Source organism: Arthrobacter zhaoguopingii (assembly GCF_009828605.1).
GTDB lineage: Bacteria > Actinomycetota > Actinomycetes > Actinomycetales > Micrococcaceae > Arthrobacter_D > Arthrobacter_D zhaoguopingii.
Map to the genome: position 1 here is coordinate 83,534 of NZ_WIAE01000009.1, position 26,197 is coordinate 109,730.

At 69.6% G+C, this 26,197-nt stretch carries 22 protein-coding genes; 5 read left to right on the top strand and 17 right to left on the bottom strand.

Annotation, left to right across the window (positions count from 1 at the left end; all coding sequences use genetic code 11):
* Nucleotides 1–201: 201 nt before the first annotated feature.
* The 14 genes from GVV77_RS12945 to dinB form a co-directional block, all read right to left on the bottom strand.
* A complete protein-coding gene (locus GVV77_RS12945) occupies nt 202–1,038 on the bottom strand; it encodes a cell division protein FtsQ/DivIB (protein ID WP_159619000.1) in 837 nt (278 codons plus the stop codon).
* The gene (gene murC / locus GVV77_RS12950; RefSeq protein WP_159619002.1) at nt 1,028–2,479 is read right to left on the bottom strand and encodes a UDP-N-acetylmuramate--L-alanine ligase; all 1,452 of its coding nucleotides are present in this window, start codon (nt 2,477–2,479) and stop codon (nt 1,028–1,030) included. The genes GVV77_RS12945 and murC overlap by 11 nt, the downstream gene beginning before the upstream one ends.
* Complete coding sequence (gene murG / locus GVV77_RS12955; protein ID WP_159619004.1) at nt 2,476–3,585, bottom strand: undecaprenyldiphospho-muramoylpentapeptide beta-N-acetylglucosaminyltransferase; 1,110 nt, start codon at nt 3,583–3,585, stop codon at nt 2,476–2,478. The genes murC and murG overlap by 4 nt, the downstream gene beginning before the upstream one ends.
* The gene (ftsW, locus tag GVV77_RS12960; RefSeq protein ID WP_159619006.1) at nt 3,582–4,910 is read right to left on the bottom strand and encodes a putative lipid II flippase FtsW; all 1,329 of its coding nucleotides are present in this window, start codon (nt 4,908–4,910) and stop codon (nt 3,582–3,584) included. Before ftsW ends, murG begins: the two co-directional genes overlap by 4 nt.
* Nucleotides 4,911–6,467: a UDP-N-acetylmuramoyl-L-alanine--D-glutamate ligase gene (gene murD, locus GVV77_RS12965; RefSeq protein WP_246199805.1), complete on the bottom strand. Its 1,557-nt coding sequence runs from the start codon at nt 6,465–6,467 to the stop codon at nt 4,911–4,913.
* Nucleotides 6,464–7,564, bottom strand: a complete 1,101-nt coding sequence (gene mraY, locus GVV77_RS12970) for a phospho-N-acetylmuramoyl-pentapeptide-transferase (protein WP_159619008.1) — start codon at nt 7,562–7,564, stop codon at nt 6,464–6,466. Before mraY ends, murD begins: the two co-directional genes overlap by 4 nt.
* Nucleotides 7,561–9,105: a UDP-N-acetylmuramoyl-tripeptide--D-alanyl-D-alanine ligase gene (locus tag GVV77_RS12975; protein WP_159619010.1), complete on the bottom strand. Its 1,545-nt coding sequence runs from the start codon at nt 9,103–9,105 to the stop codon at nt 7,561–7,563. The genes mraY and GVV77_RS12975 overlap by 4 nt, the downstream gene beginning before the upstream one ends.
* Nucleotides 9,106–9,111: 6 nt before the next feature.
* On the bottom strand, nt 9,112–10,731 hold the full coding sequence (locus GVV77_RS12980) for a UDP-N-acetylmuramoyl-L-alanyl-D-glutamate--2,6-diaminopimelate ligase (protein ID WP_159619088.1): 1,620 nt from the start codon (nt 10,729–10,731) through the stop codon (nt 9,112–9,114).
* 57 nt (nt 10,732–10,788) lie between these two features.
* Nucleotides 10,789–12,579: a peptidoglycan D,D-transpeptidase FtsI family protein gene (locus GVV77_RS12985; protein ID WP_159619012.1), complete on the bottom strand. Its 1,791-nt coding sequence runs from the start codon at nt 12,577–12,579 to the stop codon at nt 10,789–10,791.
* 65 nt (nt 12,580–12,644) lie between these two features.
* Nucleotides 12,645–13,427, bottom strand: a complete 783-nt coding sequence (gene ftsL / locus GVV77_RS12990; protein WP_201291458.1) for a cell division protein FtsL — start codon at nt 13,425–13,427, stop codon at nt 12,645–12,647.
* Nucleotides 13,424–14,425, bottom strand: coding sequence for a 16S rRNA (cytosine(1402)-N(4))-methyltransferase RsmH (rsmH, locus tag GVV77_RS12995; protein ID WP_159619013.1), 1,002 nt, complete (start codon nt 14,423–14,425; stop codon nt 13,424–13,426). Before rsmH ends, ftsL begins: the two co-directional genes overlap by 4 nt.
* 285 nt (nt 14,426–14,710) lie before the next feature.
* Nucleotides 14,711–15,142 carry a division/cell wall cluster transcriptional repressor MraZ gene (mraZ, locus tag GVV77_RS13000; RefSeq protein WP_133404868.1) on the bottom strand — a complete coding sequence of 144 codons (432 nt, stop codon included), beginning with the start codon at nt 15,140–15,142 and terminating at the stop codon, nt 14,711–14,713.
* Nucleotides 15,143–15,477: 335 nt separating this feature from the next.
* Nucleotides 15,478–15,855, bottom strand: coding sequence for a DUF3040 domain-containing protein (locus GVV77_RS13005; RefSeq protein WP_159619014.1), 378 nt, complete (start codon nt 15,853–15,855; stop codon nt 15,478–15,480).
* Nucleotides 15,856–16,038: 183 nt separating this feature from the next.
* Nucleotides 16,039–17,286: a DNA polymerase IV gene (gene dinB, locus GVV77_RS13010; RefSeq protein WP_281350594.1), complete on the bottom strand. Its 1,248-nt coding sequence runs from the start codon at nt 17,284–17,286 to the stop codon at nt 16,039–16,041.
* A 119-nt stretch (nt 17,287–17,405) separates the two neighbouring features.
* Here dinB and GVV77_RS13015 point away from each other — a divergent pair, with 119 nt between their 5' ends.
* On the top strand, nt 17,406–18,530 hold the full coding sequence (locus tag GVV77_RS13015; RefSeq protein ID WP_159619015.1) for a polyprenyl synthetase family protein: 1,125 nt from the start codon (nt 17,406–17,408) through the stop codon (nt 18,528–18,530).
* Between the two features lie 98 nt (nt 18,531–18,628).
* Here GVV77_RS13015 and GVV77_RS13020 read toward each other — a convergent pair whose 3' ends face one another.
* Entirely contained in the window at nt 18,629–18,982 is a 354-nt protein-coding gene (locus GVV77_RS13020; RefSeq protein WP_159619016.1) for an Rv2175c family DNA-binding protein, read from the bottom strand.
* 266 nt (nt 18,983–19,248) lie between these two features.
* On the opposite strand from GVV77_RS13020, the gene GVV77_RS13025 reads away from it, so the two are divergent.
* Both GVV77_RS13025 and GVV77_RS13030 read left to right on the top strand, forming a co-directional pair.
* Nucleotides 19,249–20,820: a lytic transglycosylase domain-containing protein gene (locus GVV77_RS13025; RefSeq protein WP_159619017.1), complete on the top strand. Its 1,572-nt coding sequence runs from the start codon at nt 19,249–19,251 to the stop codon at nt 20,818–20,820.
* A gap of 67 nt (nt 20,821–20,887) precedes the next feature.
* Nucleotides 20,888–22,555 carry a protein kinase domain-containing protein gene (locus GVV77_RS13030; protein ID WP_201293234.1) on the top strand — a complete coding sequence of 556 codons (1,668 nt, stop codon included), beginning with the start codon at nt 20,888–20,890 and terminating at the stop codon, nt 22,553–22,555.
* Here GVV77_RS13030 and GVV77_RS13035 read toward each other — a convergent pair.
* A complete protein-coding gene (locus GVV77_RS13035) occupies nt 22,498–23,880 on the bottom strand; it encodes a class II 3-deoxy-7-phosphoheptulonate synthase (RefSeq protein WP_425483365.1) in 1,383 nt (460 codons plus the stop codon). The two genes, GVV77_RS13030 and GVV77_RS13035, sit on opposite strands and share 58 nt — an antisense overlap.
* Before the next feature lie 117 nt (nt 23,881–23,997).
* On the bottom strand, nt 23,998–24,843 hold the full coding sequence (locus tag GVV77_RS13040) for a lysophospholipid acyltransferase family protein (RefSeq protein ID WP_159619018.1): 846 nt from the start codon (nt 24,841–24,843) through the stop codon (nt 23,998–24,000).
* Nucleotides 24,844–24,968: 125 nt separating this feature from the next.
* On the opposite strand from GVV77_RS13040, the gene GVV77_RS13045 reads away from it, so the two are divergent.
* Both GVV77_RS13045 and GVV77_RS13050 read left to right on the top strand, forming a co-directional pair.
* Nucleotides 24,969–25,733, top strand: coding sequence for an alpha/beta hydrolase (locus GVV77_RS13045; protein WP_159619019.1), 765 nt, complete (start codon nt 24,969–24,971; stop codon nt 25,731–25,733).
* Entirely contained in the window at nt 25,730–26,182 is a 453-nt protein-coding gene (locus tag GVV77_RS13050; RefSeq protein ID WP_159619020.1) for a hypothetical protein, read from the top strand. Before GVV77_RS13045 ends, GVV77_RS13050 begins: the two co-directional genes overlap by 4 nt.
* The last annotated feature ends 15 nt before the right edge of the window (nt 26,183–26,197 follow it).

The window sequence follows — 26,197 nt, forward strand, 5'->3', positions numbered from 1 at the left end:
GTGTCCCTTGTTCGAATCTGTGCGCTGTTGTCTGGGGTTACACCCGGCCGGAACCGGCTTCAACCTTCACCCGGCATAACGTTAACTCTCAGGTTGAGGGTTAATGTTATGTCAAGTAACTTCTATCTGAGACGCTATGGGCACCGGGAGTCTTCTGCAATGACCGGTGCCGCGTGTCGCCTTGTTTCTTTGAAATCCCGCTCACCGGGTAACCGGACGGTCGGGGGTGCTGACGTCATATTCCTTCACCGGTGGATCCGATGCCGGGACCTTCAGCAGGGCCGAGAGGACCTTCGCCTTGGCGGTGTTGCGCTCCGCGCTCCCCCAGAAGATTTTCTGGTTGCCGGTGAGCGAAAGCGAAACCGAGTCCACGCTTCGGGCGGAGGCGTGGTTGAGGCGGGACAGGATGTCCGGGGGCAGGTCGGCCAGCACCGCGGTGATCGAGCGGAAGACCTCCGAGTTGACCGCCTCCGTGCCGCCGTCGATCAGCGGAAGCTTCACCGCCTTCCGGTCCGCGACGGTCTTGAGCTGCCGGCCCTCCGAGTCGATCAGGATGAACTGCTTGTCCTTCTGCACGATGGCCACCGGCACCCGTTCGCGGATGGTGACCACGAGGGTTGACGGCGGCTCGGCCGCCACGCGCACCGACTCGATCGGCGCCTTGTCCCGCAGGAGGCCTTCGACCTTCTCGTCCGGGAGCCGGGTGAGCGAGGTGCCAAGGAGCGGCTTGAGCGCCGTGGTGACCTCCTCGGTGGAGACCAGCGTGTTGCCCTCGACCCGCAGGTGCTTCAGCGCCAGGACCGGAGAGAAGATCAGGTACGCGAGCAGGCCGCCCACCACCAGGACCAGACCCAGGAGGGTCCACAGCAGCACCCGCCGCCGGCGCCGGGACGGCGGTTCCGGGAATTCAAGGACCGTCGCTCCGGCCGGCTCCGCGTCCTCCCGGGGCAGCACGGAAACCTTGCCCGAGTTGGCCCGCGCACCGGCGGCGGCGCCGGTCCCGGCTCCGGCCAGACCGGTTGGCTTCCTAGGCTTCATCGTCCGCCGTTCCGGTGCTTTCCCGGCCGCGGAGGGCCTCAACCAGCCCGGAGGCAAGGTGCGTGACGTCCCCGGCACCGACGGTGAGGATGATGTCGCCGGCGGAGGCGCGGGCGGCCACCTCACGGACGGCGGCCTGCTGATCCTGGACGTATCCCCCGGGCCGGGTGAGCTTCGCGGCGATCAGGTCGCTGGTGACGCCCGGGATCGGGTCCTCGCGGGCCGGGTAGATGGGGAGCAGCGTCGCCGAGTCCGCGGAATCGAGGGCGCCGGCGAACCCGTCGGCGAACTCCCGCGTCCGGGAGAAGAGGTGGGGCTGGAACAGCACGTGCACCGCATGCCCGGCGGCGACGGTGCGGGCGGCCGCCAGGGCCGCAGCGACTTCCGTGGGGTGGTGTGCGTAGTCGTCGAAGACCCGTACCCCGGCGCCCTCGCCGCGGGCCTCGAAGCGCCGGGCTGCCCCGGAGAACGAGGCGAGGCCTTCGGCCGCGACCGCCGGGTCCACGCCGAGTTCGAGGCCGACGGTGAATGCGGCCGCGGCGTTGAGGATGTTGTGGGCCCCCGGCACGCTCAGCTGGAGTTCCTGCTGGGCGTCGAGTCCGTCGACGGCGAAGGAGAGCACGCTGTTGGAGGTGCTGCCCAGGGCACGGGTGGAGCCCAGCTGGATGTCGGCGGTCGGCGAGTACCCGTAGGTGCGCACCCGGCGGGTGGCGGCGGCAGCGGCGGCCAGGGCGGCCGCTCCGGGATCGTCGGCGCAGGCGACGAGCACGCCGTCCTCGGGCAGGAGCCCGACGAACTGCTCGAAAACCGCGGTGACGGCGGCCGCCGTGCCGTAGTGGTCGAGGTGGTCGGCTTCGACGTTGGTCACCACGGCGATCTGCGGGCTGTAGTTCAGGAATGAGCCGTCCGACTCGTCGGCTTCCGCAACGAACACGTTCCCGCCGGACCAGCGCGCGTTGACGCCGAGCGCCGCGACGTCCCCGCCGATGGCGAAGGAGGGCTCGCGCCCGGCCGCCTGCAGCAGTACGGTGATCATCGCCGTTGTCGTGGTCTTTCCGTGGGTTCCGGCGACGGCGATGACCAGCTGGCCGGCCATGGCCGCGGCGAGGGCCTCGGAGCGGTGCTGGATGGAGATCCCGCGGTGGCGTGCCTCGAGCAGTTCGGGGTTGTCGGGCCGGATGGCCGAGGAGATGACCACCTGGCCGGCGCCGGTGACGTTCTCGGCGCGGTGGCCGACGTGGACCTCGGCGCCGAGGGCGGCAAGGGCCTTCAGGGCCTTGGAGTCCGCGCCGTCCGAGCCGGAGACGGGGATGCCCTGGCCGAGCAGGACCCGGGCGACAGCCGACATGCCGGCGCCGCCGAGACCGATGAAGTGGACGCGCCCGGCGGTTGGGCCCCCCGGCTGACGCTCGGGGGCGGAGTCCTGTGGAATGCCGGTCATGAGGAGGCTCCTGCCGCGTCGAGGACGAGTTTGGCCATGGTCCGGTCGGCGTCGCGGATGCCCTGCGCCGCGGCGGCAGAGGCCATCCGGTCAAGGGCGGCGGGGTCCTTCAGCAGGGCGAGGGCCTCCGAGCGCAGCCGCGACGGGGTGAGGTCGGAATCTGAAATCAGCACCGCTCCCCCGTCGGCGGTGAGGGCTGCGGCGTTGAGGGCCTGCTCGCCGTTACCGTGGGCGAGCGGCACGAGGATCGAGGGCAGCCCGACGGCGCTGATCTCGCAGACGGTGGCGGCACCGGCCCGGGCCACGAGCAGGTCGGCCGCTGCGTACACGGCGTCCATGTCGTCGACGTACTCGAGCTGGTGGTAGCCCGGCAGCGAGAGCGGGGAGCCGTCTGCGGCGGTGATGGTCTTGCCCCGGCCGGTGATGTGGAGGATCTGGATCCCCTCGGCGCACAGGCCGGGAGCGGCCGCGGCGGCTGCGCGGTTGATGCTCAGGGCCCCGGAGGAGCCGCCGGTGATGATGAGGGTCGGGCGTGCCGGGTCGAGCCCCAGGGCCCGCCGGGCGGACTCCCGTGCGGTTGCCCGGTCCAGTCCGGCGATGGTGCGGCGCATGGGCATGCCCACCCACTGGGCCTTAGGCAGCCGGGTGTCCCGGAACGCCACGGCGACGGTCCCGGCGATGCGGGCGCCCAGCCGGTTGGCGATGCCGGGGCGGGCGTTGGCCTCGTGGATGACCAGGGGCACGCGCCGCAGGAACGCCGCGAGGTAGAGCGGCGCAGCGACGTAACCGCCCACGCCGACGACCACGGAGGGCTTGACCGTGTCAAGGATGCGCAGCGCCTGCCGGACGGCGGCGGCCAGGCGGTAGGGCAGCTTTAACAGGTCGGTGGAGGGCCGGCGCGGCAGCGGCACCCGGTCGATGGTCTCCAGGTCATAACCGGCGGCGGGGACCAGCCGGGTCTCCATCCCGGACTCCGTCCCGACGGCCGTGATCCGGGCGCCGGGGGCGAGGTCGGTGATGGCGTCGGCGATGGCCAGCAGTGGGCTGATGTGGCCGGCGGTACCGCCGCCGGCCAGGACGACGGACACGGGTGTCGGGGAGTTCATGACGCTGCGGTTTCGCTTTCGGTCTTGATGAAGGTCGCGGGCATGCGCCGGGCGAAGGAGAGCAGGACGCCCACCGCGGCGAGGGTGAAGGTCAGCGCCGACCCGCCGTAGGAAATGAAGGGCAGCGGGACGCCGATCACCGGCAGCAGGCCGGTCACCATGCCGACGTTGACGAAGGCCTGGCCGATCAGCCACACCAGGATGGACCCCATCAGGATACGCACGAAGGGGTCGCTGTAGCGCATGGCCACCTGGATGGTGGCCACCGCGAGAATCCCGAACAGGGCGACGACGACGATCGCGCCGACGAGGCCGAACTCCTCGCCGATGATGGCGAAGATGAAGTCGTTGTGCGCCTCGGGGATCCAGTTCCATTTCTGGCGGCTTTGGCCGATGCCCACGCCGAACCATCCGCCCGAGGCCATGGCGAACAGCCCGTTGTCGGACTGCAGGCACAGGTCGGCGCCGTCCTCGCAGTTCAACCGCAGCCACGCGCTGATGCGCCCGCCGCGGTTGGCGCTGGTGGCCACCATGAGGGTTCCGATGAGCGCAGAGCCGGCGCCGGCGAGGAGGAACATCTTCAGCGGTGCCCCGGCGAAGAACAGGGCCGCCGCGAGGATCATCATCAGGATCATGCCTGTGCCGAGGTCGCCTCCGAGCAGCACCAGGCCGATGGGCAGCCCACCCAGGGGCAGGGCGGGAATCAGGGCGTGCTTCCAGTCCCGGATCAGGCCCTTTTTGCGCTCCAGGACCGTGGCGCACCACAGGGCCAGGGCGAGTTTGGCCGGTTCGGAGGGCTGGAAGGACTGGCTGCCGATCATGATCCAGTTCTTGTTGCCGTTGATGCTGACCCCGATGACCAGCACGAGGATCAGGAGCACCACCGCAATGCCGAGCCCGGGCCAGGCCAGGGCCTTGTAGAGCCGCGGACCGACGCGGGAGAGGATGAACATGAGCACCACGCCACCGCCGGCCCACACGGCCTGCTTGAGGAAGAGGTCGAACTCCTCCTTGCCCTCGGAGATCGCCTCGACGGAGGACGCCGACAGCACCATGAGCAGGCCGATGGCCGTCAGGGCGAGGGCTGCGCCGAGGATCAGGTAGTAGCTCGAGCCGCTCGGGCTCCGGCCGGTTCCCTCGAGGAAGCGCCAGCCCCGCGCCGCGGCTGCCCTGAGCCCGCCGCGCGGCGCCGGGGCGGTGGAGCCCGGAGTCTGCGTGGTGCCGCTGGCACGCCCTGCCGGCGCTCCGGCGGTGCGGCCGGCCGCGCCGGCGGTGCGGGCGCCCGCGGGCCTGCGCCCGGGGTGCCGGGTGGGGGTGGTAACCATCTAGAGCTCCTTCGCGGTTGGTGCCTGCCCCTCCACCAGCGCTCGAACCGCCGTGGCAAAGGCATCACCCCGGTGGGCGTATGAGGAGAACTGATCCATTGAGGCGGCGGCCGGTGCGAGCAGGACAGTGTCGCCCTCCCCGGCGAGGCGGGCCGCCTCGGAGACCGCCCATTCCATCACCTGTGCACCCTCTTCCCCGCCCTCGGGGTGTCCGTTTCCAGTGTGACTGGTGTGCCAGCCGATGATCGGCACATCGGGAGCGTGTCGGTGCAGGGCCTCCTGCAGTGCCGTGCTGCCGGCTCCGATCAGCACCACGGCCCGCAGGCGGGCGGCGTGGGTGCGGACGAGGTCGTCGTACGCGACGCCCTTGGACAGGCCGCCCGCGATCCAGACCACCGAGGTGAAGGCGGCCAGCGAGGCCGAGGCGGCATGCGGATTGGTGGCCTTCGAGTCGTTGATCCAGAGCACTCCCCCGGCGGACGCGATGGCCTCGATGCGGTGCGCGCCCGGGGAGTAGGTGCGGATCCCCTCCCGGACGGCGGCCGGGGAGATGCCCGCTGCCCGCACCAGGGCGGCGGCCGCCAGCGCGTTGGCCACAAGGTGGCGCGGCACGACGTCCCCGAGTTCGCGGACCGACGCCAGTTCGGCGGCGGAGTCCCTGCGCTGTTCAATGAAGGCCCGGTCGACGAGGAGGTCCTCAACGACGCCCATCATGCTCACCGCGGGCGTGCCGGTGGTGAATCCGACCGCCCGGCAGCCTTCGATCACGTCGGCTTCCTCGACCATTACCTCGGTCTCGTGCTGTTCGGCGTTGTAGATGCAGGCGATGCGGGTGCGATCGTAGATCTTGGCCTTCGCCGCGGCGTAGGCCTCGTAGCTGCCGTGCCAGTCGACGTGGTCCTCGGCGATATTGAGGCACACGCTGGCCAGCGCCGAGATGGACTCGCTCCAGTGGAGCTGGAAGCTGGAGAGCTCCACGGCGAGGAAGTCGAACCCCTGCGGGTCGCGGATCACATCGAGGATGGGCGTGCCGACGTTCCCGGCGGCCACGGCGCGCTTCCCGGCGGCCAGCAGCATCGACTCGGTCAGGCCGACCGTGGTCGTCTTGCCGTTCGTGCCGGTGATGGTGAGCCATTCGGCGGTGGGCCGGCCCTCGCGGATGCGCACCCGCCAGGCCAGCTCGACGTCGCCCCAGATGGGGATGCCCGCCCCGGCGGCGGCCGCCAGCAGGGGCTGGGCCGGGCTCCAGCCGGGCGAGGCGATGATCAGCTCGGGCGCCTGTCCGTCGACCAGGGGGATGCCGGTGGTGGAGCCTGCGCCAAGGAGCACCTCGCGGACGCCGACGATCCGCAGCGTGTCGGCCTTGGCCCGGTTGTCCTCCGAGTCGGAGCCGTCGACGACGACGACGGCCGCGCCAAGCTCCACGAGGGTGTCGGCGGCGGAGAAACCCGAGGCGCCGATGCCGGCGACGACGACGCGCAGCCCCCGCCAGTCGGCGTCCCAGCTCGTGAGCCCCGCCAGCCGTCCGGCCGCATCCGATTCCGAAATGTCCGTCAACCCACTACCCAATCCGCATAGAAAATACCGAGTGCCACGGCCACGAAGAGGCCTCCGAGGATCCAGAACCGCACCACGACCGTGACCTCCTGCCAGCCCTTCAGCTCGAAGTGGTGCTGCAGCGGCGCCATCTTGAAGACGCGCTTTCCCCCGGTGGCCTTGAAGTAGCCGACCTGGATGATCACCGAGAGGGTGATCATCACGAACAGGCCCGCCATGACCACGAGCAGGAGCTGGGTCCGGGAGAGGATCGCGAAGCCGGCGATCGCGCCGCCGATCGCGAGGGAGCCGGTGTCGCCCATGAAGATCTTCGCCGGCGAGGTGTTCCACCAGAGGAAGCCCACCAGCGCGCCGGCCATCGATCCGGCGATGAGCGCCAGGTCCAGCGGGTCGCGCACCTCGTAACAGACGTTCACGGGGACCTGCAGGGAGCCGCAGCTCTGGTTGGACTGCCAGATGCCCATCAGCATGTACGCGGCGAAGACGAGGATGGAGGCGCCCGCGGCGAGCCCGTCGAGCCCGTCGGCGAGGTTCACGCCATTGGTGGCGGCGGTCATGATCAGGTTCGACCAGAGGACGAACAGGATCGCCCCGACCAGGGTGCCCGCGAAGGCAAGGTCCACCGAGGTGTCCCGAAGGAAGGAGATGGCCGTCGAGGCCGGTGTGCGGCCCCTCTCGTCCGGGAACTGGAGGGCCAGCACCGCGAAGAGGATGCCGACGAAACTCTGCCCGGCGATCTTCGCGCCGGCGCTGAGCCCGAGGCTGCGCTGCTTGGAGATCTTGATGTAGTCGTCGAAGAAGCCCACGGCGCCCATCCCGGTCGTCACCAGGAGCAGCAGCAGGCCCGAGACGCTCGGCCCGGTTGAGGCGCCGAGCAGCGCCATCACGCCGTGGGTGAGGAAGTAGGCGAGCAGCACCGAGCCGACGATCACCGCCCCGCCCATGGTGGGGGTGCCGCGCTTGGTGTGGTGCGCCGTCGGGCCGTCGTCGCGGATGAACTGGCCGTAGCTTTTCCGGACTAGGAGTCGAATGAACAGCGGAGTGCCGACAAGTGCGAAGAACAGCGCCGACGCCGAACCGATCAGGAGGGCGATCACGGCTGCGGGCTCCTTCGAGGGGCAGTGCCGTCCGGGCTGGCGGCAGGAGGCTGAATGGGGTTCGCGGGGTGCGGTGGCACTGAATCCGGCGAGCCGGCAGCATCAGGGGCCAATGCTATCCGATCCCCCAGGAACCTCAGGCCCGCCCCGTTGGAGGACTTGAACAGCACGATGTCACCGGGCCGCAGCTCGGACCGCAGCAACCGTTCGGCCGCCTCGGCATCGGGCACCTGCTGGATCTCGTCGCCCCAGGAGCCTTCGAGCAGGGCGCCGTTGAACAGGGCGCGGACGTTGTCGCCGCCGACGACGACGAGCTTGGAAATGTTCAGCCGGACGACGACGCGCCCGAGGAGGTCGTGCTCCTCGATGGAGGACTCCCCCAGTTCGAGCATTTCACCCAGCACCGCCCAGGTGCGGCGCCGGCCGGCTCCGAGTTCGGCCAGGGTGCGCAGGGCCGCCCGCATCGACTCCGGGTTGGCGTTGTAGGCGTCATTGATGACGGTGACTCCGTCGGCCCGTTCGGTGAGTTCCATCCGCCAGCGGCTCGCCGCGGCCTGCGTGCGCAGGGCGGAGGCGATGCGCTCTCCGGGCACGCCGAGGGCCCAGCCCACGGAGGCGGCCGCGAGCAGGTTGGCCGTGTGGTGGAGGCCCAGCAGCGGGGACACCACCGGGTGGGAGGTCCCGTCGGGGAGCCCGAGGTCGAAGGCGGGGTGGCCCTCGGGGGTGGTGGTGCTCCCGGCCGCGGTGAGGATGTCGCCGTCGGCGGCCTCGAAGTCGCCGGAGGAGGTGAAGTAGACGCGCCGGGCGCCGGTGCGTGAGCGCATGGCCAGCACCCGCTCGTCGTCGGCGTTGATCACGGCCGTCGCCCCGGGGCCCAGGGCGGCGAACAGTTCGCCCTTGGCGCGGGCAATGGCCTCCACCCCGCCGAACTCGCCCACGTGGGCGGACCCGACGCCGAGCACGACGCCGACGTCCGGCCGAACCATGTCCGCGAGGTAGGTGATGTTGCCGGCTTTGGTGGCGCCCATTTCGATGATGAGGTAGCGCGTTCCGTAGTCGGCACGGAACACCGTCAGCGGCACCCCGACCTCGCCGTTGTAGGACCCGGTGGGGGCCACGGTGGGGCCTTCTGCGCCCAGCATGCCGGCCAGGAGGTCCTTGGTGGTGGTCTTCCCTGCCGACCCGGTGATGCCCACGACGGTCAGCGGCCCGCTGGCGCGGAGCCGGCGCACGGCCTCGGCGGCGAGGACCCCCATGGCGAGCACCGCGTCGGGCACGATCACGGCGGGCAGGTCGGATCCGTCGGCTCCGCTGACCGGGCGCTCGGCGAGGGCCAGCACGGCGCCCGCGCCGAAGGCCTGGGCCGCAAAGTGGTGGCCGTCGGTGACCTCGCCGGGTTTGGCGATGAACAGGCCCCCCGGGAGGACCTCGCGCGAGTCGGTGGCCGCGGAGGTGACGGTGAGGGTGGGGTTTTGGCCGGCACCCTGTGAAAGGTGGCCGCCGGTGAGTGCCGCGATGTCGGCTGCGCTGAATTCAATCATGACGGTCTAGGACTCTATCGCCACAGGCGTGCGCACAGAGAATCCGTGCCTTGTCAACGAGGCGGCGAGCTCCACGCGGTCGTCGAGGGCGTGATTCACGCCCTTGATCTCCTGCCAGACCTCGTGGCCGCGGCCCGCGACCAGGACGGTGTCCCGCTCCCCCGCCATCGCCACGGCCGCCTCGATGGCCTCCGCCCGGGGGAACACCTCGAGCACCTCGCAGGCAAGGTTTTCGGCCCGCACCGCGGCCAGCGCGCCGTCAAGGACGCCGCGCCGGATCTGCGCCTCGTCCTCGTCGTGCGGGTCGTCATCGGTGACGATGACCACGTCGGCGAGCCGCGCCGCGGCCGCCCCCATGATGGGCCGTTTGGTCTCATCGCGCTGGCCGGTGGCGCCGAAGACGATGATGACCCGGGAGCCGGGATCGGGGCGCCGCACCGCGGCGAGGGTGCGCACCAGGGCGTCGGGGTTATGGGCGAAGTCCACAATGCCCGTCGGGGCGTCGCTGATGAGCTGCATCCGCCCCGGCACCTGCACCGTGAAGGGATCGTGTGCGGCGGCGGCCCGCTGCAGGTCCTCCGGGTCCACCCCCGAGGCGAGCACCATCACCGCGGCGAGGGCCGCGTTGGAGACGTTGAACGTGCCCGGAAGGCCCGTGGATAGCGCCAGGGCCGTCCCGCCGGGCCCGCGCAGGGTGAACCGGTGGCCCAGGCCCGCCGGTTCGATCGCCTCGACCGTCCAGTCCGCGGGCGCTTCCGGCGCATCCGGGTCGGTGCGCAGGGTGACCACCGGCCCGGTGGCGGCCGCGGCCATCCGCGTGCCCCACTCGTCGTCGACGGTGACGACGCCGACGCCGGAGCGTGCGGCGCCGAAGAGCGAGGCCTTGACGGCGAAGTAGGACTCCATGTCGCCGTGCAGGTCGAGGTGGTCCTGGGTCAGGTTGGTGAACCCGGCGACGTCGAACACCACGCCGTCGACCCGGCCGTATTCGAGGGCATGGGAGGAGACCTCCATGGCGGCCGCGCCGAGTCCGCGTTCGCGCATCAGGGCCAGAAGGGAGTGGACCTGCGGCGATTCGGGGGTGGTGAGGGTGCTTGGGATGGCTTCGGCTCCGGCGAGGATCTCGATGGTGCCGATCAGCCCCGTGGTGCGGCCCAGGGCCCGCAGGAGGGCGTTGATGAAGTAAGTGGTGGTGGTCTTGCCGTTGGTGCCGGTCACCCCGAAGAGCGCCGGCCGCGCCGCGTCGGCGGGCTGGCTGGCGAACACGGCGGCCGACAGCGGGCCGACGAGCAGCCGGGGCCGCTCCGCCACGAGGACGGGGAGCGCGGAGGGGTGGGGGCCCGCCCCGATCAGGGCGGCGCCGTCGGCGTCCGTCAGCACGGCGACGGCCCCGCCGGCGGCCGCCTGCGCGGTGAACTCGGCCCCGTGGCGCTGCGCTCCGGGCACGGCGATGTAGAGGTCGCCGGGCGCTGCGTCCCGGGAGTCCACGGCCACTCCGGTCACCTGCAGTGAGGCCACCGCTGAGTCCCCCACCGGCGCCCCGTCCACGGTGATGGCGGGCAGGGCGGCGTCGAGCCCGCCGAGGGCAGCGGCAAGGGACACCGGCTGGACACGGCGGGGCCTCATTCCAAGGCCTGCGGCGCTTGGAGGGGTGCGAATTGACACGGAGCTTTTACTTTCGGATCAGTACTCGACGGGGTAAGCCTCGGGCTTACCCGCCGACGGTGGAACGTTCGATGCGTTGAGGACCTGCTTCATCACCTTTTGGAACGACTCGCCCGGCACCAGGTAGTAGAGGTCGCCCTGCGGTCGCTGCAGGGTCACCACCACAACATATTCGGGGTCCTCGATCGGGGCGATCCCGGCATACGACAGAGTGTAGCCGTCGTATCCGCCGTTGGGCCCGGGCGCTTCGGCCGTGCCGGTCTTCGAACCGACCCGGTACTGCTCGAGGGCGCCGGACTTGCCCGAGCCTTCGACCGTGACCGTCTCAAGGAGCTTCTGCAGCTTTTTGGCCGTCGGTTCCGAGACGACTTCGGTGCCATCGCCCTGGGGCACCTTGTGCTCGGTGCCATCCGGGTCGATGTAGGCGTCGATCAGGCGGGGCGGGAGCCGGACGCCGTCATTGGCGACCGTCTGGAACACCATGGCGGTGTGGAGGGCGGTCTGGGCCAGACCCTGCCCGAAGAGGACCGTGTACTGCTGGCGGTCGTCCCAGGTTTCCGGCTGGGGCAGGAGCCCGCGGGTTTCGCCGTTGAGCCCCGTGTTCAGCTCCTCGCCGATCCCGAACTTCTTCAGCCAGTCGTAGCGCTGCTGCTTGGTGAGCTGCTCGCCGATCTTGACGGTGCCCGTGTTGAGCGACTTGGCGAAGATGCCGGCCACCGTGCGGAGCTCCTCGCCGTGCGCGTAGGCGTCCTTGAACGTCTGGTTCCCCACGGTGTACAGCGGGGGGATCTCGAACCGGGTGGTCGGCTCGATGATGCCTTCCTCGAGGCCGGCGGCGAGGGTGATCAGCTTGGTGGTCGAGCCGGGTTCGAAGGCCGCGGTCACCGACAGCGGGCTGCGGAATTCCGGCGGGGTGGCCCCGGGGTTGTTCGGGTCCGGCGTCGTCGATTCGGCGAGGGCCTTGATGGCCCCGGTCTTGGCCTCGACGACGACGATATTGCCCCACTCGGCGTTGTAGTCCTTCACCTGCGAGGCGATGGTCTGCTGGGCGAACCACTGGAGGTCCTGGTCGATGGTCAGCCGCACGGACTGGCCGTCCTTGGCGGGCACGTCCTCATTGGTGGCGTAGGGGATGCGGATCCCGTCGCCGCCGATCTCGTAGGTCTTGCTGCCGGCCTTGCCTGTCAGCTTGTCGGTCAGGGACAGCTCGAGGCCCTCGCGGGGCTCCCCGTCCGGGCCGACATAGCCGATGATCGACCCGGCCACCGAGCCGGCCGGGTAGGTGCGCACGCTCGTCTTGTCCGCGTACACGCCCGGCAGGCCGACGGCCAGGGCGCGGTTCTTGACCTCGGGGGTGACGGTGCGGGCCACGTAGTTGAAGCTCTTGTCCCCCTGGATGGAGGCGCGCAGGGTTTCCGCGTCGATGCCGAGCACGGCGGAGAGTTCCTGGAAGCCCTGCTCGATCGGCAGGTCGAGCTCCCGCTCACCCAGCTCCTCGTTGTACCGGTCGAAGGTTTCGCCGCCGCTGAGGCGCTGGTCGACGACGATGTCGAAGCGTTCGACGCTGCGGGCGAAGTACTTCCCGTTGGAGTCAACGATGGACCCACGCACCGGCTGCACCGCAGTGGTGGTGAGCCGCTTGGAAAGCCCAGCCTGGGCCAGCCCGTTCAGGTCGAGGGCCTGTAGCTGGAACAGCCGGACGCCGAGGACCAGCAGCAGGACCAGGACGAAGGCAAGCCCGACGCGCAGACGCCGTGATCCGAGCGCTACGCGGAGGGCGTCCTGGCTGCCGGGGTTGGGGTGTGCCACGTGGGGTCCTTGGTGATCGCGGGGAGTTTCTGGGCGAAGGCGGTGGCCCGGCGGGGCCGGGGTTGCTAGCGGGAGCTGGGGAGCTGTGCAGGGCCGGGGATGGTGCCGCCGGCGGGGCGCTCGGGTGCCGCACCCTGCCCGGGCGCACTGCGTGCCTGCTCCGGCAGCTCCACGGCCGCGCCGCGGGGCGCGGGCTCCTCGGCGGCCTGCCCTTCGGCGGCGTCGGCCGGCGCCGGGGCGGGCGCGGCCTCGGCGGGTGCCGGGGCGGGCGCGGCCTCGGCGGGTGCCGGGGCGGGCTGCGGCTCCGCGGCGGCCTCCGGTGCCGCGCGCGGGGCGGGAACAGGGGCGTCCTGGGCCGTGACGACCTCGGGTGCGGCAATGAGCGCCTCGGGGGCGCTGCCCTCCTTGGCCGGCTCGGGGGTGCCGGTGACCTTTCCAATCTCAAGGTCGATGGAGCCGAACGTCGGGGAGGACACCATGCCGAGCTTGGTCGCCGCGGCCGCCAGGTTCTGCGGCGCGCCGCGGTCTTCGAGCCGCTGGACGAGGGCTTCGTTCTCCTGGCTCAGCGCCACCTGCTGCCCGCGCAGCTGGACCAGCTCGTACTGGGTGCTCGAGACGGAGATGTTAAGGATCAGCACGGCCACCAGCGCGGCGACCAGCAGTGCGCAGCTGAACACGGCGAAGGGCACGCGGCGGCGCGAGGCGCGCGCCGGAACCACCGAGAGCGGTGTCCGGGGACGCTGGGGCGTTTCGGGCGAGGGCCTTCCACGGCGGACGGGATGAGAGGCAAGGGCGCTGCTGCCGGAAGTCGCGGGTGGCCGGGTGTGCGCACTCAATGCCTGGCTCATGATGTTTTCCTGTCCTTGGGACCTCGTGTGATTTTTTCGACAGCCCTGAGCTTCGCCGACGCCGCCCTGGGGTTTTCCTGTATCTCCTGTTCCGTCGGAGCCTCGGTGCCCCGGGTGAGAAGTCGGAGATATGGCTTGTGCTCCTCGAGTTCCACAGGGAACCCGACCGGAGCCGAAGACTTGCTTCCGGCCGCGAAGGCGCTCTTCACGATCCGGTCCTCGAGGGAGTGGTAGGACAGCGCGACGATCCGGCCATCGACATTCAGCGCATCAATCGCGGCCGGCACGGCCCGTTCGAGCACTGTCAGCTCTTCATTGACCTCGATCCGCAGCGCCTGGAAGGTGCGCTTCGCGGGATGGCCGCCGGTGCGGGCGGCCGAGGCCGGCACGACCGAGCGGATGACTTCGACGAGGCGGCCCGTGGTCGTGATGGGAGCGGCGGCGCGTGCCTCGACGATGGCGGAGGAGATCCGTCCGGCGAACTTCTCCTCGCCCCAGGAGCGGATGATCCGCAGGAGGTCCTCGCGGGAGTAGGTGTTGACGATCGTGGCGGCGGTGGGCCCCCGGCTGGTGTCCATCCGCATGTCGAGCGGCGCGTCGTAGGAGTAGGCGAATCCCCGCTCGCGTTCGTCGAGCTGCAGCGAGGAGACGCCGAGGTCGAAGAGGACGGCGTCGACTCCAGGAATCCCGAGATCGGCAAGGGCCTCACCGATCTCGTCGTAGACGGCGTGGACGAGGTCGAGCCGATCCTCGAACCGGCTGAGGCGGGCACCGGCGAGGCTCAGGGCCTGGGGGTCGCGGTCGATGCCGACGAGGTGCGCCGTCGGGAAGGCCTCGAGCATGGTTTCGGAGTGGCCGCCCATGCCGAGGGTCGCATCGACGATGACGGGCCGGCGGCCTGCCGCGGCGGCGGCCTCGACTGCGGGAGCCAGGAGGGTGACGGAGCGTTCGCGCAGAACCGGGATGTGCCGATCGCCGGTCGGGCGCTCATCGCTCATGCACTGACTCCTTCCTGAGTGTGGCTGTCCACCCGCACCACTTAAGCGGTGTTGGTGCGGTCGGTTGGTACGAATGGTCCACGCGTCGGGAGGTGTCCTTGAATCAGATCCCCATCCGGCCGGCCGTCCGTCCGCCTGGCTCCGGGGAAGTGAAGCCAGGTGATTCAGGGCGTCCGGCGGCTGGAGATCTCATCCAAGAAATTCACGCCGCAATGGTTTTGTGCAGTTGTTCCGGACCGGGCGGTCTGGTCTTTTCGGTGGTTCCGGCAGGGTCGCCGGTGCCGCCTAGAAGATTCCCGGCAGTCCCTCATCATCCGTTTCGGAGAAGGCTGTTTCCTTCTCTTCCAGATAGCTGTTCCAGGCTTCCGCGTCCCAGATCTCGGCCCGGCTTCCCGCGCCGATCACTGCGAGCTCTCGGTCCAATCCGGCATACGAGCGAAGCGCCGGCGGAATGGTTATCCGGCCCTGCTTATCCGGTACTTCATCCGAAGCCCCGGAGAGGAAAACCCGAATGTAATCCCGTGCCTGACGGGAAGAAATCGGAGCCGACCTCATTTGCTCGTGAACCTTTTCGAATTCGCTCTGGCTAAAAACGTAAATGCAACGTTCCTGCCCCCTGGTCAACACCAAACCGGACGAAAGTTCCTCCCGGAACTTCGCCGGCAGGATCAACCTGCCCTTCTCATCGAGACGGGGGGTATGGGTCCCGAGGAACATCCCCCACCGCCTGTTCTGACTCGGGCGAAGGCCGGTTCGTTACCGATTCGCTCTTATATTCCCCACTTTACTCCACAACGCTCCACAGTCAATCCACCGACACCACCAGTCCCTCCACTTTTATTTCAGGCGCGCCGGAAGCATTTTTGGTACGCATATGAAAGCGCCGCAGCACCCTGGCGGGGAGGGGCGGAAGGCAGGAAAGCTTCGGGGGGCGGCCCCCGGACGCACGCCGGCCGGGGCCTTAAACCACGAAAGACCCGCAGCTGCGGGTCTTTCGGAAAGTTCAGTTCGGGGCTGGTCCGCTCACCGGGGGCGGGCCGTCAACGGCGGGATCAGGGTTGATCCCGCTTCCGCTCCTCCCACTTATCTTCGAGGCTGCTCATGAAGCCGCTCCTGCCGGCGGAGGCAGGTTTGGAGGGAATCCCCGCGGTGTGCCCTGTCTCGACGGTCTTGGCCTTCGTCGTCGCGAAGTAGACGCCGGCGCCCATCACGATGAAGCCGGCCACCCCCACCACGATGAGCTGGGATCCGATGCCCGCAAGGAGGACCAGGATTCCGGCGATGGTGACAAGCGAGCCGATAACGAGCCTTCGGGTTGACATCGACCGGCGTGTACTTGACGCCATCGAGTGTGCGAATTTCGGATCGTCGGCGTGAAGCTGCTGTTCGAGCTGGTCGAGCAACCTCTGCTCGTGTTCCGAGAGTGCCATCACGGCCTCCTTGATGTAAGTGCCAACGTTCCTTCATCCAACCAACGAGTCCGGCCCCGGGATGGTTCCCGGCTGGGCCCGCCGTTCCGGTCTGCGCCGCGCGGCCGTGGGGGCTGCGTGGCGCGGGTGCCGGAGATCGATTGACCTACACCAAGAGTAGTTCTCACCACGGTAACTTGAAAGTCACAATGTAGCGTTACCGGGCGTATTTCCGCCCCGGGCCGTCCGGGGCGCCGGAGGGCCCAGCAGACCCGCCGGCCGCACGCCGGCGGCGCCGAATTTCCGGTTCACCGCATCAAGGGCAACCTCGGCCGTCCGCCAGTTGTCATCCTGCCTGTCGATCGTCAGTTGGTGCGCCCCTGCTCCCCCGGATCCAAGCTGGTCGGCCCGCAGCCCGATCAGCCGCACGGCCAGTGGACGCTCACCGAGCGCGGTCAGCAGGGCCGTCGCTGCGCCGTAGATCGCGTGAGCGCTGTCGACGGGCTCGGCCAGCTTTTTCGATCGGGTCAGGGTTGAGAAGTCGGCATAGCGGAGCTTGAGGGAGACGCCCTGCGCCGACAGGCCCGCCGCGCGCAGCCGGGTGGCGGTCCGGTGGGCGAGCCGCAGGAGTTCCCGGTGCAGGACGGCGGTGTCGGTGACATCCTGCGCGAAGGTCTCCTCCGCCCCGATGCTCTTCTCGGCGCGGGAGACGACAACCTTCCGTGGATCCCTGCCCCAGGCCAGTTCGTGGACGTGCCGGCCGGAGGTGCCGAGGAGCTTGGTGAGCGCCGAAACCGGAGTGGAGGCGAGGTCCTCCACCGTCCGGATGCCCAGGCGGGCAAGGGTCTCCTGGGTCTTGGCACCCACTCCCCACAGCACGGAGACCGGCTGGGCGTGGAGGAAGGCGACGGTGTCGCTGCCTGGCACCAGCAGGAGTCCATCGGGTTTGGACTGGGTCGAGGCGATCTTCGCGACGAATTTGGTGGTGGCGGCCCCCACGCTCGCCGTGATGCCGAGGCTCCTGCTGATCTCCGCGCGGATCTGCTCCCCGATCTCCCGGGGATGCCCCAGCCGGCGCGTGGCTCCGGCGACATCGAGGAAGGCCTCATCGACGCTGAGCTGTTCAACCAGCGGGGTGACCGATCGGAAGATTGCCATCACCGCCGCCGACACCTCCGCATAGCGGTCGTGGTGGGGCTCAAGGACCACCGCCACCGGGCAGCGCCGCATCGCCACGGCCATCGGCATGGCTGAGCGGACGCCGAACCGGCGGGCTTCGTAGGAGGCGGAGAGGACGACCGAGCGGCCCGACGGGCTGCCGACGATGACCGGCACGCCCCGGAGTTCGGGCCGGTTCATCAGTTCGACCGATACATAGAAGGCGTCCATGTCGATGTGCAGGATGGTGCACTCCGCGCCTACCGGCAGCTGGTCCCGAGTCCCGTTCACCACGGAGCCATCGTATCCGAGGTCCCCGACACCGCAGGCCGGGCCCGGACCCGGCTGGGGGCCCCGGCCGAGGGGGTTTAGAGTTGGATCCGTTCACGCCTGCCTAGCCGTACGGGGAATTCATGCAGTCCGCCACCCGACCCGCCGACCCGGACAACCGCCTCACTGACTCGGTCCGCCGGGACCAGGGCGCCTTCCTCTCGTCCATGTCCGAGGAGACCGGAGCGTTCCTCGCAGCGCAGGAGGAACTCCTCGCGGAGATCTCCCCCGAGTCGCTGTCACTGCTGTCCGCCATCCGCGGGCTGACTTCCGGGGGGAAACGGATCCGCGCCCTTCTCTGCTTCTGGGGCTGGCGTGCTGCCGGCGGAACGGGCGACCTGCAGCCGGTGGCACGGGCGGGAGCGGCGCTTGAGTTCTTTCAGGCCGCGGCGCTCATGCACGACGACGTCATCGACCGGTCGGAGACGCGCCGCGGGGCCCCCAGCATCCACCGGCAGTTCAGGCAGCAGCACCTGGACGCCGGGTGGCACCTCGACGCCGACCGCTTCGGCACGTCGTCGGCGATCCTCGCCGGAGATCTGTGCCTCGCTTTCAGCGAAGAGCTGTTCACCGGGGCGTGCGTCGGGGCCGGGGCGTCCTCCGCCCGGGCCATCTTCAACCGGATGCGTACCGAGGTGATGGCCGGCCAGTACCTCGATCTCCTGGAGGAGGCCGTGGGTCCGGACCTGCCGCCGGCCACCGCGGCCGATCGCGCCCTCAACATCCTCCGGTACAAGTCGGCGAAATACTCGATCGAGCGCCCGGTGATGCTCGGTGGCGCGCTGGCGGGCGCGGACGCGGCCACGCTGGCGCGGTTCTCAGCGTTTGCGCTGCCGCTCGGCGAGGCCTTCCAGCTGCGCGACGACGTCCTCGGGGTCTTCGGCGACCCGGCGGTGACCGGGAAGCCCGCCGGAGACGACCTCCGGGAAGGCAAGCGTACCTACCTCGTGGCCCGCACCCTGGCCGGCAGCAGCCCGCATGATCAGGGCGTGCTCAACTCGCTGCTGGGCGATCCGGCCCTGGACGACGAAGGAGTCTCCCGGCTGCGCGAGCTCATTACCGCCAGCGGGGCCCTGCGGGATACCGAAAAGCTGATCCAGGACCGCTCGGCCGAAGCCTTCGCCGCCCTTGGCGGCCTTGGGACCGATGAGGTGTCGGCGGTTGCCCTGGGCCTCCTGGCGGAAGCGGCAGTGACCCGGACCTTCTAAATCGTCCACACGCCGGGCGGACCCGCCTGCGCACGACGTGGGCGCCGGCGGGCGCCCGAAGGACGGCTGTCCACCAGCCACCCTCTACCCTGCTCTGGCTACCAGGCCGCAGCCTGCGCCCGGCGCCGAATCTCGGTCTTGCGGCCTCCGCGGAGGGCGTCGATAGGACGGCCCGGCAGCGAGTCGTCCTCGGTGTAGAGCCAGCGGATGATGTCCTCATCCCCGAACCCGGAGTCCGAGAGGACCACGACGGTGCCCTTGAGGCTGTCGAGGACCGCCCCGTCGACAAGGAATTCCTCGGGGACGCTCCGGATCTTTCGGTCGGTGATCCTCAGGGCGACCAGTGCGCGCTCATCGAGCAGCGCATGGACCTTCGTGATGGGGACGCCAAGCAGTTCGGCGACCTCCGGGAGATTTCTCCAGTGGGGCACAAGTTCTTCGATTTCAGTCACCTTCTAAGGGTGCCACGACCCGGCACACACGCTCTACACGCCGCCTGCAGGGGAACCGACACGCCGTACGGGCTCCTGATGTGGAGTTCCCACCTGTTGTGATACGCCCACCATCGTGTACATTCACTACAGTCACACATGTAACTGGAGTCACAGAAGACCCATTGCTTAACACTTACACCTTGGCTTGCCGGGACAGGAGAACGATTGCTCCCGGTGGTCCGACGACCGTGCGGCTCCGGCCGCCCATAGATGAGGAAATGCCCATGACTGCCCAGCCACCGTCTACACCCCTGAGCGGAGCCTCCCGGCGCGCCGCCGCAGGCACCTCCTCCTCCCGGCGGCGGAACCTGGCCGTGTCCACGGCCGCCATCCCGGCCGTCATCCTGTCCTCGGTGGCTCTGGCGGAATCGGCAGCCGCCCACCAGCCCTCCCCTGCCACCTCGGTGCGGCAACACGTGCCTACCGTGCAGGCCTCCCCTGCCCGCACCCTCATTCCGGCCGCCGAGGTCGCCGCCCGGGTTCCCGCCCTGAAGGTTCCAGCCGTGACAACGCCGGCGGCCTACACGATCAAGGCCGGCGAGACCATGGGCGCCATCGCCCGCAAGCACGGAATCGAGCTCGGCGCCCTGCTCAAGCTCAACCGGATGAGCGCCGCCACGGTGATCTACCCGGGACAGAAGATCCGGCTGGTGGCCGGATCATCCCCTGCACCCGCCGCTCCTGCGGCGGTCCGCGCCCAGACCACGGGCAGCTATGTCGTCAAGCCCGGTGACACCCTCGGCGCGATCGCCTCACGCCACGGCGTCAGCCTCGACAGCGTGCTCAAGGCCAACAACCTCTCGATGACCTCGATCATCTACCCGGGCCAGAAACTCGCCCTGGGCGGACAGGCCGCCGTCAAGCCGTCGGCTCCGGCCCCGGCCAAGCCCGCTCCCGCCGCCCCGGCCGCTCCGGCCGGCAGCTACGTCGTCAAGCCCGGAGACACCCTCGGCGCCATCGCCTCACGCCACGGCGTCAGCCTCGACAGCGTACTCAAGGCCAACAACCTTTCGATGAGTTCGGTCATCTACCCGGGCCAGAAGCTGGTCCTCGGTGGGAAGCCGGCAGCCCCTGCGGCTCCGTCTGCGCCGACCGCACCGTCCGCGCCCACCGCGCCCGCCGCCCCGGCGGGAAGCTACACGATCAAGGCCGGAGACACTTTGGGCGCCATCGCGGCCCGCCACGGTGTGAGCCTTGCCGCGCTGCTCCAGGCGAACAACCTGCAGGCGTCGACGGTGATCTACCCGGGCAAGAAGCTCACGATTCCCACCGGCAACGGCGGCTCCCCCACGACACCGCCCCCGACCAACCTCGTCCCCTCGACCTTCCTTGGGGTCACCTACCCCCAGGCGGTCGTCGCGGACGCGAACCGCAACAAGCAGATCCTCAACTCGCTGCCGGTCCCGAGCTCGGCCGAGATGCGTACGATCGTGGCAAACACCGCACGGTCGATGGGCGTCGATCCCAGCCTCGCCATGGCCTTCGCCTACCAGGAATCGGGCTTCAACCAGCGCGCGGTCTCCCCGGCCAACGCCATCGGCACCATGCAGGTCATCCCGATGTCCGGCCAGTGGGCCAGCGACCTGGTCGGGCGCAAGCTCAACCTCCTCAACCCGCAGGACAACGTGACGGCCGGCGTGGCGATCATCCGCTCGCTGCTCGCCACGAGCCCCTCGCAGGACATCGCGATCGCGTCCTACTACCAGGGCGCGTATTCCGTGAAGACCCATGGAATGTTCAGCGACACCAAGAACTACGTCGCCGCCATCAAGGCCCACCAGAAGAACTTCCGGTAGGAACGGTGGAGGGCGGGGCCGGGTGTTGATCCTGCCCTCCACCGCAGCCAGGACTTAGTATCAATAGGTGCACCAACGGCTGAACGACCCCCTGATCGGCGAACTTGTCGATGGGCGCTACCTCGTCGAGTCGCGCATCGCGCGCGGAGGAATGTCCACGGTCTACCTCGCCCTCGACCGCAGGCTGGACCGCAGGGTTGCGTTGAAGGTCCTGTTCACGCACCTCGCCGAAGACCGCACCTTCCTGGACCGGTTCGAGCAGGAAGCGAAATCGGCCGCCCGCCTCTCCCACCCGCACGTTGTGGGTGTCCTTGACCAGGGCGTCGACGAGACGGCCGAACGCAGCACCGCCTATCTCGTGATGGAGTACGTTCCCGGACGCACGCTTCGGGATCTGATCCGCGAACGCGGACGGCTCACCCCGCGGCTGGCCCTCGCCCTGATCGACCCCGTCATCGAGGGCCTCGCCGCCGCCCATGAGGCGGGGCTGGTGCACCGCGACGTCAAGCCGGAAAATGTGCTCCTGTCCAGCAGCGGGCAGATCAAGATCGCCGACTTCGGGCTCGCGCGCGCCGTCACCGCAACCACCGGCACCGCCACGCTTGTCGGCACCGCGGCCTACCTCCCGCCCGAACTTGTCACCGGCTCGCCGGCCGACGCCCGCAGCGACATCTACTCCGCGGGCATCATGCTCTTTGAACTCCTGACGGGGCGGCAGCCCTTCACCGGCGATGCCCCGGTCCAGATCGCCTTCCAGCACGCCTACGAGCATGTACCGGCGGCATCGGAGTTCCTGCCGGGGCTGGCCGAGGACATCGACGAACTGGTGCAGTGGTGCACCTCGCGGGATCCCGAGGACCGGCCCGTCGACGGCACCGCCCTGCTCGGCGAACTCCGCCATGTCCGCACGACGCTCACGGGCGCCGACCTCGATTACTGCCCGCCGTCGCCGGTGGGGCGCGTCGACCGCGGAGCCGGAAACGCCGGCTCACCGGGGACCGGCGGGATGCCGGAGGGCGGCGGTACGACCATGGTGCTGGGCGCCCCCGCAGGCAGCCCCACTGAAGTGATCGGCAGCCCCATCGATGGAATGGGCATCGGCAGCCCCACCGAAGTAATCGGCACCGGCATCCACGCAGCCAATCCCACCGAAGTGTTCGGTGAAGGGCGCTCGGGGGCGACCGCGCTTCCGCCCGGACCGGCGGACTCGCCAACGGTGGTCCTGCCGGCCCATTCGGGCAGCCCGAACGCCACGACCCGGATCTTTCCGCCGGAGCCCCAGGTCCGGCCGGCCGGTCCGGGCAGGGACAACGCCACCCGCGTCCTCGGCGAGGCGGTCCAGCGGAGCGCCGCTCCGCCTCCTGCCGTCCAGCCCCGCGCCCAGCCTCATCCCGCGCAGGTCCATCCGCCGCAGTCCCAGCCTCCGCATTCGGCGCAGCCCGCCCCCAAGGTGGGCCGGTCCCAGCAGCGCAAACAGGCACGCGCCGCGCAGCGGCCGGTCAAGCGGCTGCGCACCCGGCGCGCGGCGCAGTGGCAGGCCGTGCTGGTCCTGCTGCTGGTCCTGCTGGCCTTCCTGGCCGCGTCCGCGGGCTGGCTGCTGGGGATCAGCCAGCCCGGTGCCGGCGTTCCCGTGGGGGCCGGGCTGCCCAGCCCCGCGGCGTCCGGCTGCGAAGCGGATCAGTTCTTGGAGAGCGCCCCGGCCACGAGGAAGGCCATCTCGAGCGACTGCATGTGATTGAGCCGCGGGTCGCACACGGATTCGTAGCGCTCGAGGAAGGATTCCTGGTCCACCGGGTCAGCCCCGCCGAGGCACTCGGCGACGTCGTCGCCGGTCATCTCGACATGCAGCCCACCGGGGAACGTCCCGAGGGCCTTGTGGACCTCGAAGAATCCACGGACCTCGTCCATGACATCGTCGAAGTTCCGGGTTTTGTACCCGTTCGGCGAGGTCACAGTGTTCCCGTGCATCGGGTCGGTCACCCACAGAACCTGTGCGCCGGAGGCCGTAACCTTCGCGACGAGCTGCGGCAGCTTCTCGCGGATGTTCCGGGCACCCATCCGGGTGATGAACGTCAGGCGGCCGGGCTCGCGGTTGGGATCGAGCTTGTCGATGAGGGCGAGCGCGTCGTCACCGGAGGTGGTGGGGCCAAGCTTCACCCCGATGGGATTGCGGACCCGGGAGAGGAAGTCGACATGGGCGCCGTCGAGGTCGCGGGTACGCTCCCCGATCCAGAGGAAGTGCGCCGAGGTGTCGTAGGGCAGATTGGTGCGCGAGTCGATGCGGGTGAGCGCCCGCTCGTAGTCCAGGAGGAGCGCCTCGTGGCTGGCGAAGAACTCGACGCGCTTCAGCGCTTCGAAGTCGGCGCCGCAGGCGTCCATGAAGCGCACCGCCCGATCGATCTCCCGGGCGAGCGACTCGTAGCGTGAGTGCGCCGGATTGGCGGTGAAGCCCTTGTTCCAGTGGTGCACCAGGCGCAGGTCGGCGAACCCGCCCTGGGTGAACGCCCGGATCAGGTTCAGGGTGGAGGCCGAGGTGTGGTACGCCTTGACCATGCGGGAGGCGTCGTGGCCGCGGCTTTCGGGGGTGAAATCGTAGCCGTTGACCATGTCGCCGCGGTAGGCAGGGAGGGTGACGCCGTCGCGGGTCTCGTCGTTTGAGGAACGGGGTTTGGCGAACTGGCCGGCCATCCGGCCCATCTTGATCACCGGCAGGGACGCACCATAGGTGAGGACGACGGCCATCTGGAGGATCGTCTTGACCCGGGCGCTGATCCGGTCGGCGGTCGCGCCCTCGAAGGTTTCGGCGCAGTCGCCGCCCTGGAGCAGGAATGCCTTGCCCTGGGCCGCCGCGGCCAGCCGTTCCCTCAGGACATCCACTTCACCGGCGAACACCAGCGGCGGAAGCGACGAGAGTTCCTTGATGGAGGAGGTGTGGACCGCGGGGTCCTGCCACTGGGGCTGCTGCGAAATGGGAAGGCTCCGCCAGTGGTCGAGCCCTGCTGTACCGGCGGCGGGGAGCGGAAAAGGAGGCAATAACGCTGAGGCTGCAGTATCGGTCACCCCTCAAGCCTAATGGCTTCGACACCGCGGTTCGTCGCCGCCCGTCACGTAGCCGCCCGGCTGTGTCACATAGGCCACATCAAGCCCACCACCCCGCCGGCGGGCCGGAAAAACACCTCAGGCGGTGTCCTTCTTCCGCCCCTTGGGCGGCTGGGCCTTGCCCACTTCGGTCACGGCCCCCGGTGCCGGTGCCGGTGCCTGCGGAACCTCCGGCGGCGGCATCCGCACCGCGGCCCTGCGGGTGTCGGCACCGGGGCGGTGGTGCTTCCTGCCGGCGGCTTTCTCCGCTGCCAGCTTTTCCTTGACGCTGCTGGCGTAGGCGTCGACGTACTCCTGACCCGAAAGGCGCATCAGTTCGTACATGATCTCGTCGGTGACCGAGCGCTGGATGAACCGGTCATCGGCCATGCCCTCGTACCGACTGAAGTCGAGGGGCTCCCCCACGATGATGCCGACCCTGCGGATGTTCGGGATCCGCCGCCCGATGGGCTGGACCTTGTCGGTGCCGATCATGGCGACGGGAATGACGGGAACCCCCGTGGCCAGGACCAGCTTGGCGACGCCGGTCTTACCGCGGTAGAGGCGTCCGTCGGGGCTGCGGGTGCCCTCGGGGTAGATGCCCAGGAGGCCTCCGCCGTTGAGGATGTCCATGCCGGCCGTCAGCGAGGAGGAGGACGCGGCGCCGCCGGAGCGGTCCATCGGCAGCTGGTTCGAGAGCCGGAAGAACATGGCCGTCAGCCTGCCCTTGAGGCCCTTGCCGTTGAAGTACTCCGATTTGGCCAGGAACACCACGGGCCGGGGCGCCGCCACGGGGAGGAAGATCGAGTCCGAAAAGGAAAGGTGGTTGCTGACGAGGACGGCCGGCCCCTCCGCGGGAATGTTGTCGAGGCCCTTGACCCAGGGCCGGAAGAGCACTCTCAGAATCGGACCGACGATGATCCTCTTCATGACCCAATAGAACACGCTGCCAGCCTTCCCTGCAGGGACCGTCCGGCTCCCGCCGGACGGCACGCTTTTTCCTTTTGTGACATTACTCTAAGGATCCCGCCGGCTGGTACGGCGCGGTGAACGGGTGCGACCATTGACCCATGACATCGATTCCCGGGGCGGTTGCCTTCTCCCACGACGGCACCGGAGAGGCGGGCCGGACCGGCGTGCTGCTCAGCCATGGATTCACCAGTTCGCCGGCGAGCGTCCGGGCGTGGGCGGAACACCTTTCGGGGCAGGGGTTCTCGGTGCGGCTGCCGCTGCTGCCCGGGCACGGCACCTCCTGGGAGGAGCTGGCGCGCACGCCCTGGCGGGCCTGGTACGGCGAGTACGAGCAGGCCTACGAGGACCTGGCACGAAACACCGACAGGATTGTCGCCGCCGGGCTCTCGATGGGAGGTGCGCTGGCGCTGCGCCTTGCCGCCCAGCACGACGTCGCGGGGGTGGTCGTCGTCAATCCCGGACTGACCTTCGGGGATCCGCGCGCCCGGTACGCGGGGTTCCTTAAGTACGTGATGCGCTCGGTTCCGGCGATCGGCAACAGCATCCGGCTCGAGGGCCAGGACGAGGGCGCCTACCTGCGGACTCCGGTCGCCGCCGTGCACCAGCTGGCCGGGCTGTTCCGCGATACGACGGCCCTGCTGCCACGGGTCACGGCACCGACCCTCGTCTTCCGGTCAGACACCGACCCGGTGGTTCCCGAAACCAGCATCGAGGTCCTGCGGCAGCACCTGGGCAGCGCCGACCTGGAGATTATCCGGTTGACGAACAGCTACCATGTGGCCACGATGGACCATGATGCACCCTTCATTTTTGACCGGTCCGCGGACTTCATCAGGCACGTGAGCGCAGGTACCAGCGTATGACCCCCCGAGAGCCGAATGAGTCCACCGACGACGCCGTCTGGCGGGACCTCGTGGCACGGTTGGAAAGCACCCCCGGCGGCCCGGAGGCCGAGGCATCCGACGACCCGGAGCTCAGCGACCGGGACCGCGTCGAGGCGATTTTCAGGAACCAGCCGCTGCGTCCGGCCGGCCCGAGGGACTACGAGGAACCCGAGGACGACGAGGGCTTCGACGGCGGGGCGGGATACGAGCCCCCCGAACCTCCTCCGCTCGGCATGGGAGACCCCCTGGTGGTGCTGGCCTGGCTCGGCGCTGCGGGCGGGCCCGTCCTCCTGCTGCTCTTCGCCATGTTCTGGCGGGACGCGCCGACGGCGGTGACCCTGGGTGTACTCGCCGGGTTCCTGGCCGGCGTGGCGTTCCTGGTGCTGCGCCTGCCGCGTCAGCGCGACGACGACGGCGCGGAGGTCTGATCCTGCTCCCCCCGG

What these genes read in the sequence shown, in the direction of transcription:
- GVV77_RS12945 (WP_159619000.1), bottom strand. Translation starts at nt 1,038, where the DNA reads ATGAAGCCTAGGAAGCCAACCGGTCTGGCCGGAGCCGGGACCGGCGCC.
- murC (WP_159619002.1), bottom strand. Translation starts at nt 2,479, where the DNA reads ATGACCGGCATTCCACAGGACTCCGCCCCCGAGCGTCAGCCGGGGGGC.
- murG (WP_159619004.1), bottom strand. Translation starts at nt 3,585, where the DNA reads ATGAACTCCCCGACACCCGTGTCCGTCGTCCTGGCCGGCGGCGGTACC.
- ftsW (WP_159619006.1), bottom strand. Translation starts at nt 4,910, where the DNA reads ATGGTTACCACCCCCACCCGGCACCCCGGGCGCAGGCCCGCGGGCGCC.
- GVV77_RS12975 (WP_159619010.1), bottom strand. Translation starts at nt 9,105, where the DNA reads ATGATTGAATTCAGCGCAGCCGACATCGCGGCACTCACCGGCGGCCAC.
- GVV77_RS12980 (WP_159619088.1), bottom strand. Translation starts at nt 10,731, where the DNA reads ATGAGGCCCCGCCGTGTCCAGCCGGTGTCCCTTGCCGCTGCCCTCGGC.
- ftsL (WP_201291458.1), bottom strand. Translation starts at nt 13,427, where the DNA reads ATGAGCCAGGCATTGAGTGCGCACACCCGGCCACCCGCGACTTCCGGC.
- rsmH (WP_159619013.1), bottom strand. Translation starts at nt 14,425, where the DNA reads ATGAGCGATGAGCGCCCGACCGGCGATCGGCACATCCCGGTTCTGCGC.
- mraZ (WP_133404868.1), bottom strand. Translation starts at nt 15,142, where the DNA reads ATGTTCCTCGGGACCCATACCCCCCGTCTCGATGAGAAGGGCAGGTTG.
- GVV77_RS13005 (WP_159619014.1), bottom strand. Translation starts at nt 15,855, where the DNA reads ATGGCACTCTCGGAACACGAGCAGAGGTTGCTCGACCAGCTCGAACAG.
- GVV77_RS13015 (WP_159619015.1), top strand. Translation starts at nt 17,406, where the DNA reads ATGCAGTCCGCCACCCGACCCGCCGACCCGGACAACCGCCTCACTGAC.
- GVV77_RS13025 (WP_159619017.1), top strand. Translation starts at nt 19,249, where the DNA reads ATGACTGCCCAGCCACCGTCTACACCCCTGAGCGGAGCCTCCCGGCGC.
- GVV77_RS13045 (WP_159619019.1), top strand. Translation starts at nt 24,969, where the DNA reads ATGACATCGATTCCCGGGGCGGTTGCCTTCTCCCACGACGGCACCGGA.
- GVV77_RS13050 (WP_159619020.1), top strand. Translation starts at nt 25,730, where the DNA reads ATGACCCCCCGAGAGCCGAATGAGTCCACCGACGACGCCGTCTGGCGG.